The organism is Sphingobium yanoikuyae (genome assembly GCF_034424525.1).
GTDB classification, from domain to species: Bacteria; Pseudomonadota; Alphaproteobacteria; order Sphingomonadales; family Sphingomonadaceae; genus Sphingobium; species Sphingobium yanoikuyae.
Genome location: NZ_CP139979.1, coordinates 3,773,489 through 3,789,135, shown reverse-complemented (window position 1 = coordinate 3,789,135; position 15,647 = coordinate 3,773,489). Strand labels below are relative to the sequence as shown.

Here is a 15,647-nt window from a genome sequence, read left to right as displayed (position 1 = left end):
ATTACGACTTCATCGACCAGGCGGTCAGTTCCTCCAGGTCGAGGTCGCGCTCCAATTCCTGCAGCACATGTTCGTCAATGTCGCCGGCGCGGTGCAGGCGCAGCAGTTCGGCGCGGCCGGCGGCGATCGCCTCCAGCACCAGGTCGAAATGGGCGTGGAGCCGGTCGGCGAACTGGTCTTCCTGCCCGGCATAGTTTTTCGAGAGGACGGCGCGGCGCTGATAGCGTTCGAGCAGTTGCGGGTGGATGAGTTCGCCCGCCTCGTCATAGGCGAGCTGTTCGACGCGCACGGCCTGGACCTTGGCGATGGCGGCTTCGGCATCGCTCATGCTGAGGCGGGGGCGATCATGAATCGGGTCGGAGAGGCCCGCCCAGCGGATCAGCAGCCCGAGCGTCGTGCCCTGGATCAGGACGGTGCCCAGGATCACGCCAAAGGCCGCGACCAGCAGGAAGTCGCGCCCCGGAAAGCCTTCCGGTACGGAGAGGGCGACCGCCAGCGTCACCACGCCGCGCATGCCGGCCCAGCCGAGCACGGTGGCGCCGCGCGGGCCGACCGGGCTGTAACGGCGCAGGCCCATCGCGCGCAGCAACATGATGATGGCGTCCGAGCCGAACACCCAGACGAAGCGGGCGGCGGTGAGGGCGAGCAGGATGAGCAGGACCGGCACCGCCATATTGTCGAGCACGACGGCAAAGCCGCCGACCCGGTCGACCACCCCGCGCAGCGACGAGCCGATCAGCATGAACACGGTCGCTTCCATGAGGAAGATCATCACCGCCCAGAAGGCGGTGCCGCGCATCCGCACCGAGGCGGACCAGACGATATGCTGATACCAGCCGCAGATGAGGCCGGCGGCGACGGTGGCGATGACGCCGGAGACATGGAAGGCTTCGCCCAGCAGATAGGCCGACCAGGGTACCAGCATGGAGGAGGCGATCATCAGATAATCGTCGCCCAGCCGCCGGACCAGCAGCACCCAGATGGCGCCGATCGCGCCGCCGACCACCAGCCCGCCGACGGCGAGCAGGATGAAGCTTTCGAGGCCGGCGATCGCGCTGAAGCTGCCGGTGGCGACGGCGGCGATGGCGAAGCGGAAGAGGACCAGGCCGCTGGCGTCGTTGAACAGGCTTTCGCCCTCCAGCAGGACCGACAGGCGGCGCGGGAGATGGACGCGTTGCAGCACGGCGCGGGCGGCAATGGCGTCGGGCGGCGAGACGATCGCGCCCAGCGCGGCGCAGGCGGCCCAGGGCAGGGACGGCATCAGGGCATGGGCGACCGCGGCCACGACGAGCGTGGTGAAGATCACCGCGCCGATCGCCAGCGACATGATGCCGATCAGGTGGCGGCGCAGATGACCCAGTGCAATGAACCAGGCGCCGTCCATCAGCAGCGGCGGCAGGAAGATGACCAGCACCAGTTCGGGATCGAGCGAGATGACCGGCAGGCCGGGCACGAAGGCGAGCAAGGTGCCGCCGGTCAGCAAGGCGACCGCCGGCGGCAGGCCCAGCCGATGCGCGGCATAATGAAGCGCGATGATCGCCAGCAGCATGGCCACCAGCAGTTCGAACAATTCCACCGGATGCATCGGCCTGGCCCCTGTCTGTCGATCGCCCTACCCTAATCGGGTGGCCGATCCTGTCCAGCGGTCCGCCCGATCATCGCACCGGACAGGCGGCGATGGCGGCGGCGATCGCATCATAAAGGGGTTTGGGCCGCAGCGCATCGTCAAAGGGGTTGCCGCGCATGGGCAGGCCATCCGGGCGGCGGCTCTTGGTCGGATAGCTGTCGCGATTGAGATTGGAATAGCGATCGCTGAGGCCCCAGCAGATGATCTGGGAGACATTGCGATGGCTGAGCGTGATGTCGAGATAGCCCTTCACGAAGGCGGCGATCTCGGCATCGCGCCTGGCCGGTTCCCGATCGCTCAGATGGCGATCGGCGCAATCCAGTTCGGTGATCAGCACCGTCATGCCCATGGCGTCCAGTTCGGCGAGGAAGCGATTCCAGGCCCGTTCGTCGCGGCCACGGCCCAGCGTATTGCCCAGATGGCTCTGGATGCCGATGGCGTTGACCGGCACGCCGCGCTTAAGCGCCTGTTCCAGCACGCGCAGCACGGCGTTGCGATGATCGGGATTCTGCTCCCAGCTCATATTGCCATTATAGACGCGCTGCGCATGGGGGGCATATTGCGCCATCAGCTGAAAGGCGAGGTCGAAGAAGCCCATGCCGAGGATGCGGGTGTAGATCGAGTTCTTCAATTGTCCGCTCTGGACGACGAACGCCTCGTTCACGCAGTCCCATGATTCGATCTGGGGGAAGGTGGTGGCAAGATAGCGGGCATGATCGTTCATCAGGGCGATCAGCGGCGCGCCCCCCTTCTGCGCCAGCGCCGCCTCATTGGTGATCAGCCAGCCGGGTACCCGATCATCCTGATTCCAGACGAATGTATGGCCCCGCGGCGACATGCGATGGCGGCTGGCGAAGCGCAGGACGCGCAGCGCCTTTGCCGGGTTGCGCTGACCCTCCTTGGCTTCGAGATATTTCCATTTGAAATTATTCTCGGCGGTCAGCACCGAACATTCCCGGACGATCAACTGGGCAAAGGCCGGATCGTCCAGATGGGTGGGCGATACGGCGGTGCCAAAGCGCAGGCCCCGGCTGCGGGCGATGGCGTCGAGCCCGGAAGGCGGCGCGACGGCCAGGCCGGGCGCGCAGGACAGGGCCGGGATGGCGCCCGCCGTCAGCGACAGCATGTGCCGGCGGGACAGGGGCGGGCCATGGTCTTTCATGCTGCATTTGTCCGAGCGGAGAGGCGCAGAGGCAATCGGTAATTGGCCCGAGGAGGCTGCCCGCAAAAAAAAAGGGCCGCCCCATGCGGGACGGCCCAATGCTTCTGTTGCCGGGGAGCTGCTGTCAGAAGCGGAATTTGAGTGCGGCGCGATAGCTCTGATAGCTGAGGTTGCCGCGCCAGGCGGTGGTGTCGGCCGACAGGCTGATGTCGACATTGCCGGTGCTGAGGGTCAGGCCGCCGCCCACTTCGCCCCAATTCTTGTCCGACCCGCCCAGCGCGAAGGGCGCGAGCGATCCGGTGCCGCCGACGAAATTGGCCAGGAAATAGGCCGGCTGGTCGCGGAACTCATGGACATAATTGGCGGTCAGATAAGGCTTGAACCCGCCGACATCGATCTTCGCCGTGGCCCCCAGTCGGCCCTGCGCGCTCTGGATCGCATGGCGATGGATCACCAGCGCGGTGTCGCCGCCATATTCAGCGAGGTTGCCGCCGCTGATATAGGCGCCACGCAGCGAGGCGCGCGGCGTGATGGTGAAGGCGTCGCCACCCAGCGGCGCGCCGATGCCGATCTCGCCCGACAGGGCCAGTTGCTGGTCGCTGCCGCGCAGCGTGTAGGGGGTGGTGCCCACCGCGAAGGCGCGCTTGGTCTTGCTGGTGAGCGTGCCGGCGCTGCCGACGCCATCCAGAACCACGCCGCCCAGATCCCAATTGCCATAGACGGTGGCCTGGTAGAGGCGAGCGCGGGCGGTGTCGCCGATGCCGGTATTGCCCTTGAGCTCGCTATAGGATGCGGCCAGGCCGATCACGGCATCGTCGCCGATCATCTTTTCGATGCCGGCCGCACCATACCAGCCGTCGAACTTGTCGCGGCCGGTGGTGATGGCGCCCCGCATCGGATCGCTCTTTCCGTCGATATAGCCGCCGGCGATGAAGGCGCTGACGTCATCGGGCAGGGCATTTTCCTGGGTGACGGTTTCGTTGCCGCCGCCTTGATCCATGCCCAGGTTGAGATTGTTCATGCTGAGCGCGGCGAGCTGGAGCGGCTGACCGGTCATGGTCAGCGTGCCGCCCATGCTGCCGCCGCTGACGCGTGCCAGGCGATCGCGATAGAAGCGGGCCATATTGTCGTTCAACACTTCGGACATGGAGGTGCGGAGCGCTTCGGTGCGCGGCGCCATGGCTTCGAGCGACGCCTGGATCGCGGCGACGCTCAGCAGGTCGGCCTCACCATAGAGGGTGGCATAATTGCCGTAGAGGGCGCGGTTCTGATCGAGCAGGCGGGCAAAGCTGGTCTGCACCTGCGAGCCGCCATTGACGACGCCGGCATAGGTGCCGGCATCGATCGTGACGCTGACACTGTTGGCGCCATAGGTCAGGACGGGCTTCAGGATCGCGCTGATGTTGGTCGGTGTGTCGAACGTGCCTTCGACGCCGCCTTCCGCAGTCAGGAAGGTGTAGCGGCTGCCATAACGCAGCTTGGCGCCGGTCGCCGCGCCGAAGACGACCTTGCCATCGACCGCCGCGATGCCTTCGACATCATCGGTGGCCTTGACCGCGAGCAGATCGGAACCGCTGCTGCCAAGGTCGACATGCAGCGTGCTGCCCGAGGAGAGGATGGCATTACCCTCGACCGTGAGCGTGCCAACCGTGCCGATGCCGCCAGGCGCGACCACGCCCATGATGTTGGTGAAATAGGGGGTGCGCAGCGTGCCCTTGCCCGAGAGCAGGCCCGAGAGCAGCAGATAGTCGCCCGGTGTTGCGACCGCGCCATCGACATTCACCACGCCGGCGAGATGATTGATGTCCATCAGGCTGGTCAGCGACCCGGCGCTGGTGACGTCGAGCGTCGAGCCGGTGCCCGAGATGGTGAAGCGATCGACAGTGGCGTCGATGTCGAGCGTGGTCTTGCCGGCGGCGCTCAGCGTGACGTCATAATAGCGACCGACGACGCCCTGCGCGGCGACCGGGTCGATATTGTTCGGCACGAAATTGGTGGCGCCGGGCAGGCCGTTGGCCAGGGTCGCGGCGGGCAGGACGGCATCGCCTTCCGCCTGCGCCTCGACGATGGTCGCGTCCGCCAGGCTGGCGGCACCATCGGACGGACTGCGTTCGGCAATCTCGACCTTGCCCTTGTTGTTGGCGACGGTCTTGCTGCCGCTGGTGGTGGTCGCGTCGGTCGCCTCGACCGGCTCGCCATTGATTAGCAGCGTGTCGGTGCCGACATCGTAACAGGCGTCGTCCGAGCCATCATTGGGCTGGTAGCAGACCTGGCCGAACTTTTGCGCATCATCCTCGCCAAAGGCGCCGGCGCCGGGCGTGGTCGGCACGCCGTTCACCAAGGATCCGTTGCTGTCGATGATCATGTAATTGGGGTCGAGCGCCGTCACCCAGTGGCTGGCGTCGCTCCATTTGCCGTCGCCGGCCTTGGCCGTGGCATAGCGATAGGGATTATTCTGCGCGATCCAGTCCCAGAAGAGATAGAGCGGCTGATAGAAGGCGGAGCCGCCATAGGAGCTTTGCGGCTGTTCCAGGAAGTAGCGGCTGCCGCCCGACAGGACGCCCAGCACCACCTTCTGGTCAAAGGTCTGGTCGAGGATCAGCGGGCCGCCGGAATCGCCGCCGGCAGTATTGCCTTCATTGGGAAGCGCATCGTCCTTGAAGACATTGAAGTCGAATTCGTTGGTCCGGGTCGGATCGTCGAAGTCGGTCTGGTAGAGATTCTGGGTGTAGCCACCGCCTTCGCCGAACAGGAAGATGTCGATATCGTCGAGCGAGCCGAGCATGCCGAGGAAATTCTCGGCCACCTTGCGGCGATAATCGATGCCATAGCTGTTGCCGGTAGTGCCGCTGCCGCTGCGGCCATAGCCGGTGATCGTCACATGATAGCCGGTGCCGGTCGTGTCGCTGATGCTTTCCGGCGCGGGCAGGGCGGAAAAGAGCATCGCCCAGGTCGGCACGTCGCTGGCCGGCGTGTCGAGCGTGGCCATCGCCGTGTCGCCATAGAGGAAGCTGAGCGCCGGCGGATCGAGCGAGTCCGGATTATAGGCGATATTGTTGACGTTGTAGACGCTGAGCGCGGTGTTGGTGCGATAGCCGTTGTTGATCCAGTTGACGAGGCCGGGGCGGGCGTTGCTCTGGAAGGCGAAGGCGACCGGAATGCCGTCATTCACCGTGCTGTAGGTGCTGGGGTCATAGTCATTGACGCAGTGGGCGGCGAAAATGACGGTGCGCGGATTGATCAGCGTGCCGGTGCAGACATAGCCGTCGGCGCGATACATGATGCCGACGCCGTTCACATCGGTGCCATCGACGATGTCCGCCGGCGTATTATTGTCGTTCGGCACGACGGCATGGGCTGCCGGTGCGATGCTCAGAGCGGACAGAGCGGCCGATGCCAAAAGGGCAGAACGACCGGCGCGTGCCAACAGGCCCGCGCCATTCTTACGAATGCGCATGATGTTAACTCCCCAAAGACCGTTGGCGAGGCTATGCAGCTATCAGGCGCAAGACAATTACCCAAAAATGAAAGTTTCTGTCATGTATCCAAAAAGACACAATGTTATCTTTGCGTTATGAATATCCAGCCTTGATTGACTGATCCGGCGGTCATGCCGTTTTCTATGTTAACGGTATCGATTATGTAATTTATGCAAATGTTATGGGTCGAAGAAATGCCGGGGATTTTCGGCTTGTTTCCCGCCCACTTGCGGAAGCGGGCGGTTCCGCTTAAGCATGAAGGCAAGTTCCGATCGGATTTGCGCGATCGGCGATTGATGAAGTGAGGTACGGCCTTGGTGCAGCATAGCCGCCCATCGCCGCAGAGTTCCGGCCCGGTTGGCCGCGTTTCGGGCAAGTCCGCCCGTTCCGGTTCGGGTAATGGGAGCAAGGCTGCGGCCATTACGCCCCCGTCGAAGCAACGGGGCCTTTATCCCTACACGGCGCGGGACCGCCGATCCTATGCGGCAATCGATCTGGGTACCAATAATTGCCGTCTGCTGATCGCCAAGCCGTCAGCGGACGGGTTCATCGTGGTCGATGCCTTTTCCCGGATCGTGCGTCTGGGCGAGGGGCTGGCGGCCACCGGGCGGATCAGCGATGCGGCGATCGACCGGGCCATCGCTGCGCTGTCGGTCTGTGCCGACAAGCTGCGGCGGCGCCATGTGACGCTGGCGCGATCGGTGGCGACCGAGGCCTGTCGGCGGGCGAGCAACGGCGCCGAATTCATCCAGCGCGTCTATCGCGAGACCGGGATCGCGCTCGACATCATCAGCGCGCAGGAAGAGGCGCGGCTGGCGGTGCTGGGGTGCCATGCGCTGCTGGAAGAGGGCAATGGCCCGGCGCTGATCTTCGATATTGGCGGTGGATCGACCGAACTGGTGCTGGTCGATTCCCATTGCGACGGCGCGCCGCGGATCGTCGATTGGGTGAGCGCGCCCTGGGGCGTGGTGTCGCTGACCGAGAGTGAATTGTTCGACCATGCCAATCCGACCGAGCGGCTGGCCGCCTATGGCCGGATGCGCGCGCGCGTGGCCGAGGCTTTCGCGCCGCTCGCCCGTCGCCTGCCGCAGGGGGAAGCCGGCATCAGGCTGCTGGGCACGTCGGGCACGGTGACGACTTTGGCCAGCCTGCACCTTGACCTGCCGCGCTATGACAGGCAGGCGATCGACGGGCTGATCGTGCCGAGCAGTTCGATGCGCGCGATTTCCGAACGGCTGTCGACCATGGCGCTGGCGGATCGGCAGCGATTGCCCTGCATCGGCACGGAGCGCGCCGACCTGGTGGTCGCGGGCTGTGCCATTTTGGAATCGATCCTCGACATCTGGCCGGCCGAGCGACTGGGCGTCGCCGACCGCGGCATTCGCGAGGGCATATTGCGCGGCCTGATGGACCGCCATGGAGCAACGACGTGAGGGGTTCTGGCGCAGGCAAGGTCCGGGTTAAATCCGCCAAGGGGCGCACCGCGCAGTCGGTGCGCTGGCTGGAGCGCCACCTTAACGATCCCTATGTCCACAAGGCCAAGCAGGAAGGCTGGCGCAGCCGGGCCGCCTTCAAGCTGATCGAGCTGGACGAGAAATTCCATTTCGTGAAGGGATCGCGCGCGGTCGTCGACCTGGGCGTGGCGCCGGGCGGCTGGGCACAGGTGATCCGCAAGATGGCGCCCAAGGCGGCCGTGGTCGGCATCGACCTGCTGCCGGTCGATCCGATTCCGGGCGTCACCCTGTTCGAAATGGACTTCATGGACGACAAGGCGCCCGACCTGCTGCGCGAGGCGCTGGGGCAGGAGCCGGATCTGGTGATTTCCGACATGGCGGCCAACACGGTGGGCCATGCCCAGACCGACCATCTGCGCACCATGGGCCTGGTCGAGGCGGCCGCCGATTTCGCGGTGCAGAATCTGCGCAAGGGTGGCACCTTCGTCGCCAAGGTCTTTGCCGGTGGCACCGATGCGGAACTGCTGGCGGTGCTCAAGAAGCATTTCACCACGATCAAGCATGCCAAGCCGCCGGCGAGCCGCAAGGGCAGCGTCGAATGGTATGTCGTGGCGCAGGGATTCAAGGGACGGCCGGACGCGCAAGAGTAACAGGGACAAGCGATCGGCCGCCTTCACGGGGGAAGAAGGGGGCGGGCCTTTGGTAGCGACGGTTTCGACGGTGGCCTATCTGGGCCTGGAGGCGCGCACGGTCGAAGTGCAGTGCCAGCTTGTTCCGGGATTGCCCGCCTTCATCGTCGTCGGCCTGCCCGACAAGGCGGTGGCCGAAAGCCGCGAGCGGGTGCGCAATGCGATCGCCGCGATCGGCCTGTCGCTGCCGCCCAAGCGGATCACCGTCAATCTCTCGCCCGCCGACCTGCCCAAGGAAGGGTCGCATTTCGACCTGCCGATCGCGATTGCGCTGCTCGGCGCGATGGGGGTGATCGATGCCGAGACGCTGGCGGGCTACATTGTTGTCGGCGAACTGGGGTTGGATGGGCGCACCGCGCCGTCGCCCGGCGTATTGCTGGCGGCGCTGCATGCCGGCGAGCAGGATCTGGGGCTGGTCTGTCCCGCCGCGCAGGGGAGCGAGGCGGCCTGGGCGGGGCAGGTGGAGGTGGTGGCGACACCCGATCTCCTCAGCCTGCTCAATCATTTCAAGGGCACGGCCGCACTGTCGCCGCCCCAGCCCGGCGCGGTCGAGCCGCCGCTGCGGGTGGCGGACCTGCGCCAGGTGAAGGGGCAGGAAAGCGCCAAGCGGGCGCTGGAGATCGCGGCTGCCGGCGGCCACAATCTGTTGATGGTCGGGCCGCCGGGGGCGGGCAAGTCGCTGATGGCGAGTTGCTTGCCTGGCATATTGCCCGAGCTGACGCCGACCGAGGCGCTGGAAACATCGATGGTCGCCAGTGTCGCCGGCACGCTGGAGGGCGGACGGATCAGCCGCGCCCGGCCATTTCGCAATCCGCATCATAGCGCGTCGATGGCGGCCCTGGTCGGTGGCGGCCTGAAGGCGCGGCCGGGCGAGGTCAGCATGGCCCATCTGGGCGTGCTGTTCCTGGACGAACTGCCCGAATTCCAGCGCGTTGTGCTTGATTCGCTGCGCCAGCCGCTGGAGAGCGGGGAGGTGAGCGTGGCGCGCGCCAATGCCCATGTGACCTTCCCGGCGCGGGTGCAGCTGATCGCAGCGATGAATCCCTGCCGCTGCGGCCACTTGTCCGATCCGGCGCTGGCCTGTTCGCGCGCGCCGCGCTGTGCCAGCGATTATCAGGCGAAGGTATCCGGGCCGCTGCTCGACCGCATCGACCTGCATGTCGAGGTGCAGGCGGTGACGGCGGCCGACCTGGTGCTGCCGCCGCCAGCCGAGGGATCGGCGGAGGTGGCAGCGCGCGTCGCGGCGGCGCGCACGCTGCAGACCCGGCGCTATGCCGGCAGCAAGGTGCGGACCAATGCCGAGGTGGATGGCGAGCGGCTGGAGGATGTGGCCGGGCCGGACGAGGCCGGGCGGCAATTGCTGGCGCAGGCCGCCGCCGCGATGAAGCTGTCGGCGCGCGGCTATACGCGGGTGTTGCGGGTGGCGCGGACGATCGCCGACCTGGCCGGTGCGGAGCAGGTCGGCCGGGTGCATGTGGCCGAGGCGCTCAGCTATCGCCGGCGCGCGCCGGTCAATTAGCCAATGACCGTCGGACCGTCAGGAAGTGAGAGCAGGTAGTTCGCTATTGCGTCCGATACGGATACTGCCGTTGCCTCATTCACATATGAAAGGCCCATATGATCTGAAGCGATCCGAACAAGATATGCGCTGACTTCGGCCCGTGAATGGCCTTGCGACATCATGCCGGCGGCACGGAGCAAGTAGCTGTCATATTCGTCGGCACATGCATCATTCCACGTGCCGTCGCGATTTTTCAAACCAATAGGATCCCACAGGCGCCATCCAATCTCTCGAAGGTGTGACAACTGCATCTTGGGGTAAAATATCATGTCGTGCTTCCGGCGTCTCGATCACCTCCCACGCGTAGTGGAAACTCCAGCTAGTAGCAGGATCGATCGAGCAAGGATCAGGCTGCGCTGTCGCTGGTGATGAGCTTGAGGTCGGCGGCCGCGACCGGGCCATTATCCTTGTGCGCAAAGCGACCCTCGACCCGGCTACCGGCCTCGATCGTGATCCGCTCATAGGTCACGTCGCCGGTGATGCGGGCGGTGCTTTCGACCACCAGTTCCTCGGCGCTGATCGATCCGTCGACGAGGCCCGCAAGGCGCGCGCTCTGCGCGGTGACATGGCCGATGATGCGGCTGTCGGGGCCCTGGACCAGCGCGGCGCAACGAATGTCGCCGTCGATCACGCCATCGACATGCAGGTCGACGGTCGCGGCGAGATTGCCGGTGATCGTCACGTCGCTGCCGATCAGCGAGAAGGGGGTGTGCTTAGCCCCGGTTGCCGACATCGGCGAGACGGGCCGTGGCGATTTGCTGGACTTGGAGAACATCTTTGCGGGCCTCGAGGAAACGGCGGGGATTGATGGGATCACCGTTGACGCGCACCTCGAAATGAAGATGCGTGCCGGTCGAGCGGCCGGTGGAGCCCATACGGGCGATCTGATCGCCGCGCGCGACCTGCTGGCCGACACGGGCGTTGAAGCCGGACAGGTGGGCGTAGCGGGTCATGATGCCATTGCCATGGGTGACTTCCACGACATTGCCATAGCCGCTGCGCTGGCCGACATAGCTGACCTTGCCGGGGGCGGCGGCCAGGATCGGCTGGCCATAGCGGCCGGGAAAGTCGAGCCCGGCATGGAAGGCGGCGTGGCCGTTGAACGGGTCGCGGCGATAGCCATAGGAACTGCTGAGCATCGGCGTGCCGGTCGGCTGGCCCGACGGGATGCGCAGCAGGCTGGTTTCCAGAAATTCCATGCGGGAAAGCGCGGTGGCGAGCTTTTCCAGCTCGGCCGGCATCGCATCTTCATCGCCATGCCAGGGCACGAACGGGCCGCCCTGGGCGCGGGCCGCATTGCGAGCGAGCGCGTCGGGATTGAGGCCGAAGCTGCGGATCGCGGCGGCGGCCTTCTGCGTACGGGCTTCGACGGCGCTGGTCAGCAGGGCGGCGAAACGGCGCTGGCGGGCATCGACCTGCATCAGCGGCGCGGCTTCGGGCGCCATGCTGATCTTGGCGTCGAGCTTGCCCTGGCCGCCCTTTTCGGTGGCGGCGTCCGCCTTGCCGACCGGGGCATTGGCCGCGGCGTCGCCGGGCTCGCCGAAATGGGTCTTGTAGAGATCGTCGATGAAATCCTGGCGCGCTTCCAGGTCATGGGCGAGGTCGTTCACCGACTTGCGATAGCCGTCGACCTTGCGTGCCTTGCTGGCCACGGCCGCGCCCTTGGCGTCCAGCATCGCGCGGTCATGGGCGACGGCGGCGCTGCTGGCGAGCATCGATACGGTAACCGCGCCCCAGCCGACCAGGCCGGTCGACAGTATGCCGAGCGCCAGCAACTGGGCGCGCTTGGAAATGCGGATGAACTTTACCTGGCCGCCCGAGCGCAGGAAGATTTCCCGCTCCGGGCACAAGGCACTGAGCCTGGCCCAGAGGGTGGCGACCCCCTTCTTCTTGCGCTGCGACAATTGCGACCCCGTAACTATTTATTTCGGTGAGTCGGGCCGGTAGCAAAAGAAGATCGGACGCGCGAATCCGCAGCCGCGGACTCGTGACGAGTCGAAGCTAAACCGGGACGAAATGATCTTCGTCCCATTTGGTTCCCTGGCTTTGAAAATATTTTTCGCGATGCGCTTCAGCTTCGACGGGCGAAGCGGGAGGGCTCAAGAAAGCTGGGTAATTGCGATGCCGGAACGGCAGCGCTCCAATAATAGCCCTGGCCATAATGGCAACCACCTGATCGCAAATATTCCAGTTGTTCAATCGTTTCGACGCCTTCGGCGACGGTCTTCACGCCCAGGCTGTAGGCGAGGTTGAGCACGGTGCGCACGATGGCGGCATCATCCGGGTCGGTTTCCAGGTCGCGCACGAAGCCCTTGTCGATCTTGATGACGTCGATCGGAAACTGCTTGAGGTGGGACAGCGAGGCGTAGCCGGTGCCGAAATCGTCGAGGGCGATGGCCATGCCCGCCTGGCTGAGGCGCTGAAGATTGCGTTCCACCACATCGACATTGCGGCCGAGGAAGACGGATTCGGTGACTTCCAGCTCGATCCGGCGCGGTTCGACATCGGCATGGGCGAGGCGGGCGAGCAACCGGTCGGGGAAGGCGCGGTCATGCAGTTCGACGCCGGGGACATTGACGGCGACATGGCCGAAATCGATGCCGGCGCTGGTCCAGGCCCGGCAATCGGCCAGCACCTGATCGATCATCCGCTCGGTGATCTTGCGGCCCAGCTCGGGATGTTCGAAGGCGGCCAATATCTGGTCGGGCATCATCAGCGTGCCGTCCGGACGGACGCAGCGCAGCAGCGCCTCGAAGCCGATGACGCGGCCGTCCTGCAGGTCGACCTTGGGCTGATACCAGGGCACGGGCTGGGCATGGGCGAGCGCATCGCGTGCCCGTTCCAGCATCCGCGCCTCGGTCTGCCAGCTTTCCAGCAGGCCGGGCTCGAACAGGCAGGCGCGACCGCGTCCGCTATTCTTCGCCTCATACAGGGCGATGTCGGCATGCTTCATCAGGTCGATCATGTCGCCGGCATGGTCGGGGTAGAGGGCCACGCCCATGCTCACGCGGCAATCAATGTCCCGCCCGCCATGGCGCAGCGGCATGTGCAGGCGCGCGATCATGCGGCTGAGGATGGTGTCGAGATCGGCCAGGCCGCGCAGGCGGGTGAGGATAACGGCGAACTCGTCGCCGCCCATGCGGGCGATCATGTCGGCGGGGCGCACCGAGTCGCGCAGCCGTTCGGCCACGGCGCACAGCAGGGCGTCGCCGGCGTCATGGCCGGCGCTGTCGTTGATCCGCTTGAACTCGTCGACGTCGATCAGCACGACCGCCATCTGGCCGCCGGATCGTTCGGTCGACTGGGCCGCCTGCATCAGGCTGGCCATGAAATGGGATCGGTTGGCGAGGCCGGTGAGGGCGTCGGTCATCGCCAGATGGGCAAGATGGCGTTCGGCCTGCTTGCGGTCGGTGATGTCGACGATGCTGGCGAGGATACATTGTTCGCCGGCGAGCAGGATCGGGCGGGCGCCCAGCAGGACATCGCGGATGATGCCTTCGTCATTGGCGAGGCAGCATTCGTCATTGTCGATGCTGTCGCCCCGCGTCAGCCGGTCGAGCAGGCGCAGCGGCGGGGCATGGTCGACGATCAGCGCCAGTCGCGCGACATCGTCCGCGGTGCCCAGATTGCGTGTGGCGGAATCGTTCATGCGCAGGACCGTGCCGTCGTCGCGGATGACGATCAGCGGCAAGGGCACGGTCATGAACAGTCGTTCGAGCGCTTCGCCATTGGCGGCGAGCGCGACGCGGGCGGCCTGCGCATCCTGGCTGGCGGTCCATTCCAGCCGCTGCAGCCGGTTGGTGCGGGCGATCGCGATCCACATGCCGCAATGAAGCATCAGCACCGCCATGATCATGCCGGGCATGGTCGGCGACAGAGGGGCGGGGGCCAGATAGCCGATCAGCAGCGCGACGCCGCAGCCCAGGCCGCCGCCGACATTGCCGCGGAAGCTGGTCGGCACCACCAGATAGAAGACGAGCGGCAGCATCACCAGGACGAAGATGGCGATGTCGCTGCGCGAGGAGACGAGGAAGGCGACGCCGATGGCGGTGATGCATTGCCAGACGAAACAGATGCGTTCGACCGCCTTGAAGCTGTGCATGTAGCGGCACAGGCCCAGGCTGACGAGCGACCAGAAGACCACGACCAGGCGGGCGGGCACCGCGACCCAGAAATGGGCCGTGCCGGCAAAGCGCCAGTCGCTCAGCAGGAAGAGGGTGTTGAGCAGCGCCGACAAGGCGAAGAGCAGATGGGCGTGGCGCCGCGATTCGGGCAGTCGATCGGCCTGGAAGGCGGCCTCGCGTTCCGGGCTGTGGAATTCGCCGCTAATGCGGGAAAGTGCAATCACGACTGGTCCATCTGGATATGGGGGCTGCGGGGAAAGATCCCATAATCTGCAGCATGTTAGCAAAATACTAAAATGTCATTCACTATGTGGGCAGGTGTGTCGCCATGGCCGTTCCGGTCCTGCGCTTGACCCTTCCGTCCCCCATCGCTATAGGGCCGCTGCCCCGCGTTCTGCGTCTGGAAGACTCGTTCTTCCCGCGCTTGCCGGGGCAAGCACTAGAGCTGAACATTATCGGCTGTCCTTGCGGCTCCGGGCGGATTGTTTCCGTCGGGGCCTTTGCTGTTTGGAGTCATTGGTTCCACGCGGCGGGGAACGCAGGTGGCGTCTGGTAAAGTAACTGAAAAGGTGAAGGGCTTCATGCCAACAATCAACCAGCTGGTCCGCAAGGGCCGCGAACTGCAGAAGACCAAGTCCAAGGTCCCTGCGATGGATGCGAACCCGCAGAAGCGTGGCGTTTGCACCCGCGTCTACACGACGACCCCGAAGAAGCCGAACTCGGCTCTCCGTAAGGTGGCGAAGGTGCGTCTGGTCAACCAGCGCGAAGTCATCACCTACATCCCGGGTGAAGGCCACAACCTCCAGGAACACAGCGTCGTGCTGATCCGTGGCGGCCGTGTGCGAGATCTTCCGGGCGTGCGCTATCACGTTCTTCGCGGCGTTCTGGATACCCAGGGCGTCAAGGATCGCAAGCAGAGCCGTTCGAAGTACGGCGCCAAGCGTCCGAAGTAAGGGGAGAACAGTAATATGTCACGTCGTCGTCGCCCCGAAAAGCGCGTTATCCTGCCGGATCCCAAGTTCGGTGATATCGTGCTGTCGAAGTTCATGAACAGCATCATGCAGGACGGCAAGAAGGCCGTCGCCGAGTCCATCGTTTACGGTGCGCTCGACACTGTCGAAGCGAAGTCCAAGAAGGACCCGATCGGCATGTTCCATGACGCGCTGAACAATGTGAAGCCCGGCATCGAAGTCCGCAGCCGCCGCGTCGGCGGTGCGACCTACCAGGTCCCCGTCGAAGTGCGCCCCGAGCGCGCTCAGGCGCTGGCGATCCGCTGGCTGATCACGGCTTCGCGCAACCGCAGCGAAACCACCATGGCCGCCCGTCTGTCGGGTGAGCTGCTGGATGCTGCCAACAACCGCGGCAATGCCGTCAAGAAGCGCGAAGATACGCACCGCATGGCGGAAGCGAACCGCGCCTTCTCGCACTACCGCTGGTAACAGCAGGGCGGGCGCTTATGTGCCCGCCTTGTTATTTGGTTTCCAAAATCGGTCCGTTCGCCGTGGGTGGCTACCCATGGCGAACGGATTGGTTTAGGGGCCACGCGCAGAA

General features: G+C 65.2%; 12 protein-coding genes. 5 read left to right on the top strand and 7 right to left on the bottom strand.

Annotation, left to right across the window (positions count from 1 at the left end; all coding sequences use genetic code 11):
• Position 1: 1 nt before the first annotated feature.
• From U0025_RS17425 to U0025_RS17415, 3 genes are all read right to left on the bottom strand, one after another.
• The gene (locus U0025_RS17425; protein ID WP_004208738.1) at positions 2-1,585 is read right to left on the bottom strand and encodes a Na+/H+ antiporter; all 1,584 of its coding nucleotides are present in this window, start codon (positions 1,583-1,585) and stop codon (positions 2-4) included.
• 70 nt (positions 1,586-1,655) lie between these two features.
• Positions 1,656-2,789 carry an endo-1,4-beta-xylanase gene (locus U0025_RS17420; protein WP_004208737.1) on the bottom strand — a complete coding sequence of 378 codons (1,134 nt, stop codon included), beginning with the start codon at positions 2,787-2,789 and terminating at the stop codon, positions 1,656-1,658.
• A 124-nt stretch (positions 2,790-2,913) separates the two neighbouring features.
• Positions 2,914-6,246: an autotransporter domain-containing protein gene (locus tag U0025_RS17415; protein WP_004208736.1), complete on the bottom strand. Its 3,333-nt coding sequence runs from the start codon at positions 6,244-6,246 to the stop codon at positions 2,914-2,916.
• A gap of 336 nt (positions 6,247-6,582) precedes the next feature.
• On the opposite strand from U0025_RS17415, the gene U0025_RS17410 reads away from it, so the two are divergent.
• Genes U0025_RS17410 through U0025_RS17400 form a run of 3 tightly spaced genes read left to right on the top strand, consistent with a single transcriptional unit; the run spans position 6,583 to position 9,930 of the window.
• Entirely contained in the window at positions 6,583-7,701 is a 1,119-nt protein-coding gene (locus U0025_RS17410) for a Ppx/GppA phosphatase family protein (protein WP_037490575.1), read from the top strand.
• Entirely contained in the window at positions 7,698-8,372 is a 675-nt protein-coding gene (locus U0025_RS17405) for an RlmE family RNA methyltransferase (protein ID WP_004208734.1), read from the top strand. Before U0025_RS17410 ends, U0025_RS17405 begins: the two co-directional genes overlap by 4 nt.
• A 49-nt stretch (positions 8,373-8,421) precedes the next feature.
• Entirely contained in the window at positions 8,422-9,930 is a 1,509-nt protein-coding gene (locus U0025_RS17400; RefSeq protein WP_004208733.1) for a YifB family Mg chelatase-like AAA ATPase, read from the top strand.
• Here the strand turns inward: U0025_RS17400 and U0025_RS17395 are convergent.
• The 4 genes from U0025_RS17395 to U0025_RS17380 form a co-directional block, all read right to left on the bottom strand.
• Positions 9,927-10,241, bottom strand: a complete 315-nt coding sequence (locus tag U0025_RS17395; RefSeq protein ID WP_072895235.1) for a hypothetical protein — start codon at positions 10,239-10,241, stop codon at positions 9,927-9,929. The genes U0025_RS17400 and U0025_RS17395 overlap by 4 nt on opposite strands.
• Positions 10,242-10,318: 77 nt before the next feature.
• Positions 10,319-10,705, bottom strand: coding sequence for a bactofilin family protein (locus U0025_RS17390; protein ID WP_010337288.1), 387 nt, complete (start codon positions 10,703-10,705; stop codon positions 10,319-10,321).
• Positions 10,686-11,876 (bottom strand): M23 family metallopeptidase, encoded by a 1,191-nt coding sequence (locus U0025_RS17385; protein ID WP_004208731.1) that lies wholly within the window; start codon positions 11,874-11,876, stop codon positions 10,686-10,688. The genes U0025_RS17390 and U0025_RS17385 overlap by 20 nt, the downstream gene beginning before the upstream one ends.
• Before the next feature lie 167 nt (positions 11,877-12,043).
• The gene (locus U0025_RS17380) at positions 12,044-14,320 is read right to left on the bottom strand and encodes a putative bifunctional diguanylate cyclase/phosphodiesterase (protein WP_004208729.1); all 2,277 of its coding nucleotides are present in this window, start codon (positions 14,318-14,320) and stop codon (positions 12,044-12,046) included.
• A gap of 357 nt (positions 14,321-14,677) precedes the next feature.
• Between U0025_RS17380 and rpsL the strand changes: the two genes are divergently transcribed.
• Together rpsL and rpsG are read left to right on the top strand one after the other, a co-directional pair.
• Positions 14,678-15,049, top strand: coding sequence for a 30S ribosomal protein S12 (gene rpsL / locus U0025_RS17375; protein ID WP_004208728.1), 372 nt, complete (start codon positions 14,678-14,680; stop codon positions 15,047-15,049).
• A gap of 15 nt (positions 15,050-15,064) precedes the next feature.
• Entirely contained in the window at positions 15,065-15,535 is a 471-nt protein-coding gene (gene rpsG, locus U0025_RS17370) for a 30S ribosomal protein S7 (protein WP_004208727.1), read from the top strand.
• Positions 15,536-15,647 lie beyond the last annotated feature (112 nt).

Coding starts and splice junctions, on each gene's coding strand:
- U0025_RS17390 (WP_010337288.1), bottom strand. CDS start 10,705: ATGTCGGCAACCGGGGCTAAGCACACCCCCTTCTCGCTGATCGGCAGC.
- U0025_RS17425 (WP_004208738.1), bottom strand. CDS start 1,585: ATGCATCCGGTGGAATTGTTCGAACTGCTGGTGGCCATGCTGCTGGCG.
- rpsL (WP_004208728.1), top strand. CDS start 14,678: ATGCCAACAATCAACCAGCTGGTCCGCAAGGGCCGCGAACTGCAGAAG.
- rpsG (WP_004208727.1), top strand. CDS start 15,065: ATGTCACGTCGTCGTCGCCCCGAAAAGCGCGTTATCCTGCCGGATCCC.
- U0025_RS17415 (WP_004208736.1), bottom strand. CDS start 6,246: ATGCGCATTCGTAAGAATGGCGCGGGCCTGTTGGCACGCGCCGGTCGT.
- U0025_RS17420 (WP_004208737.1), bottom strand. CDS start 2,789: ATGAAAGACCATGGCCCGCCCCTGTCCCGCCGGCACATGCTGTCGCTG.
- U0025_RS17395 (WP_072895235.1), bottom strand. CDS start 10,241: ATGATATTTTACCCCAAGATGCAGTTGTCACACCTTCGAGAGATTGGA.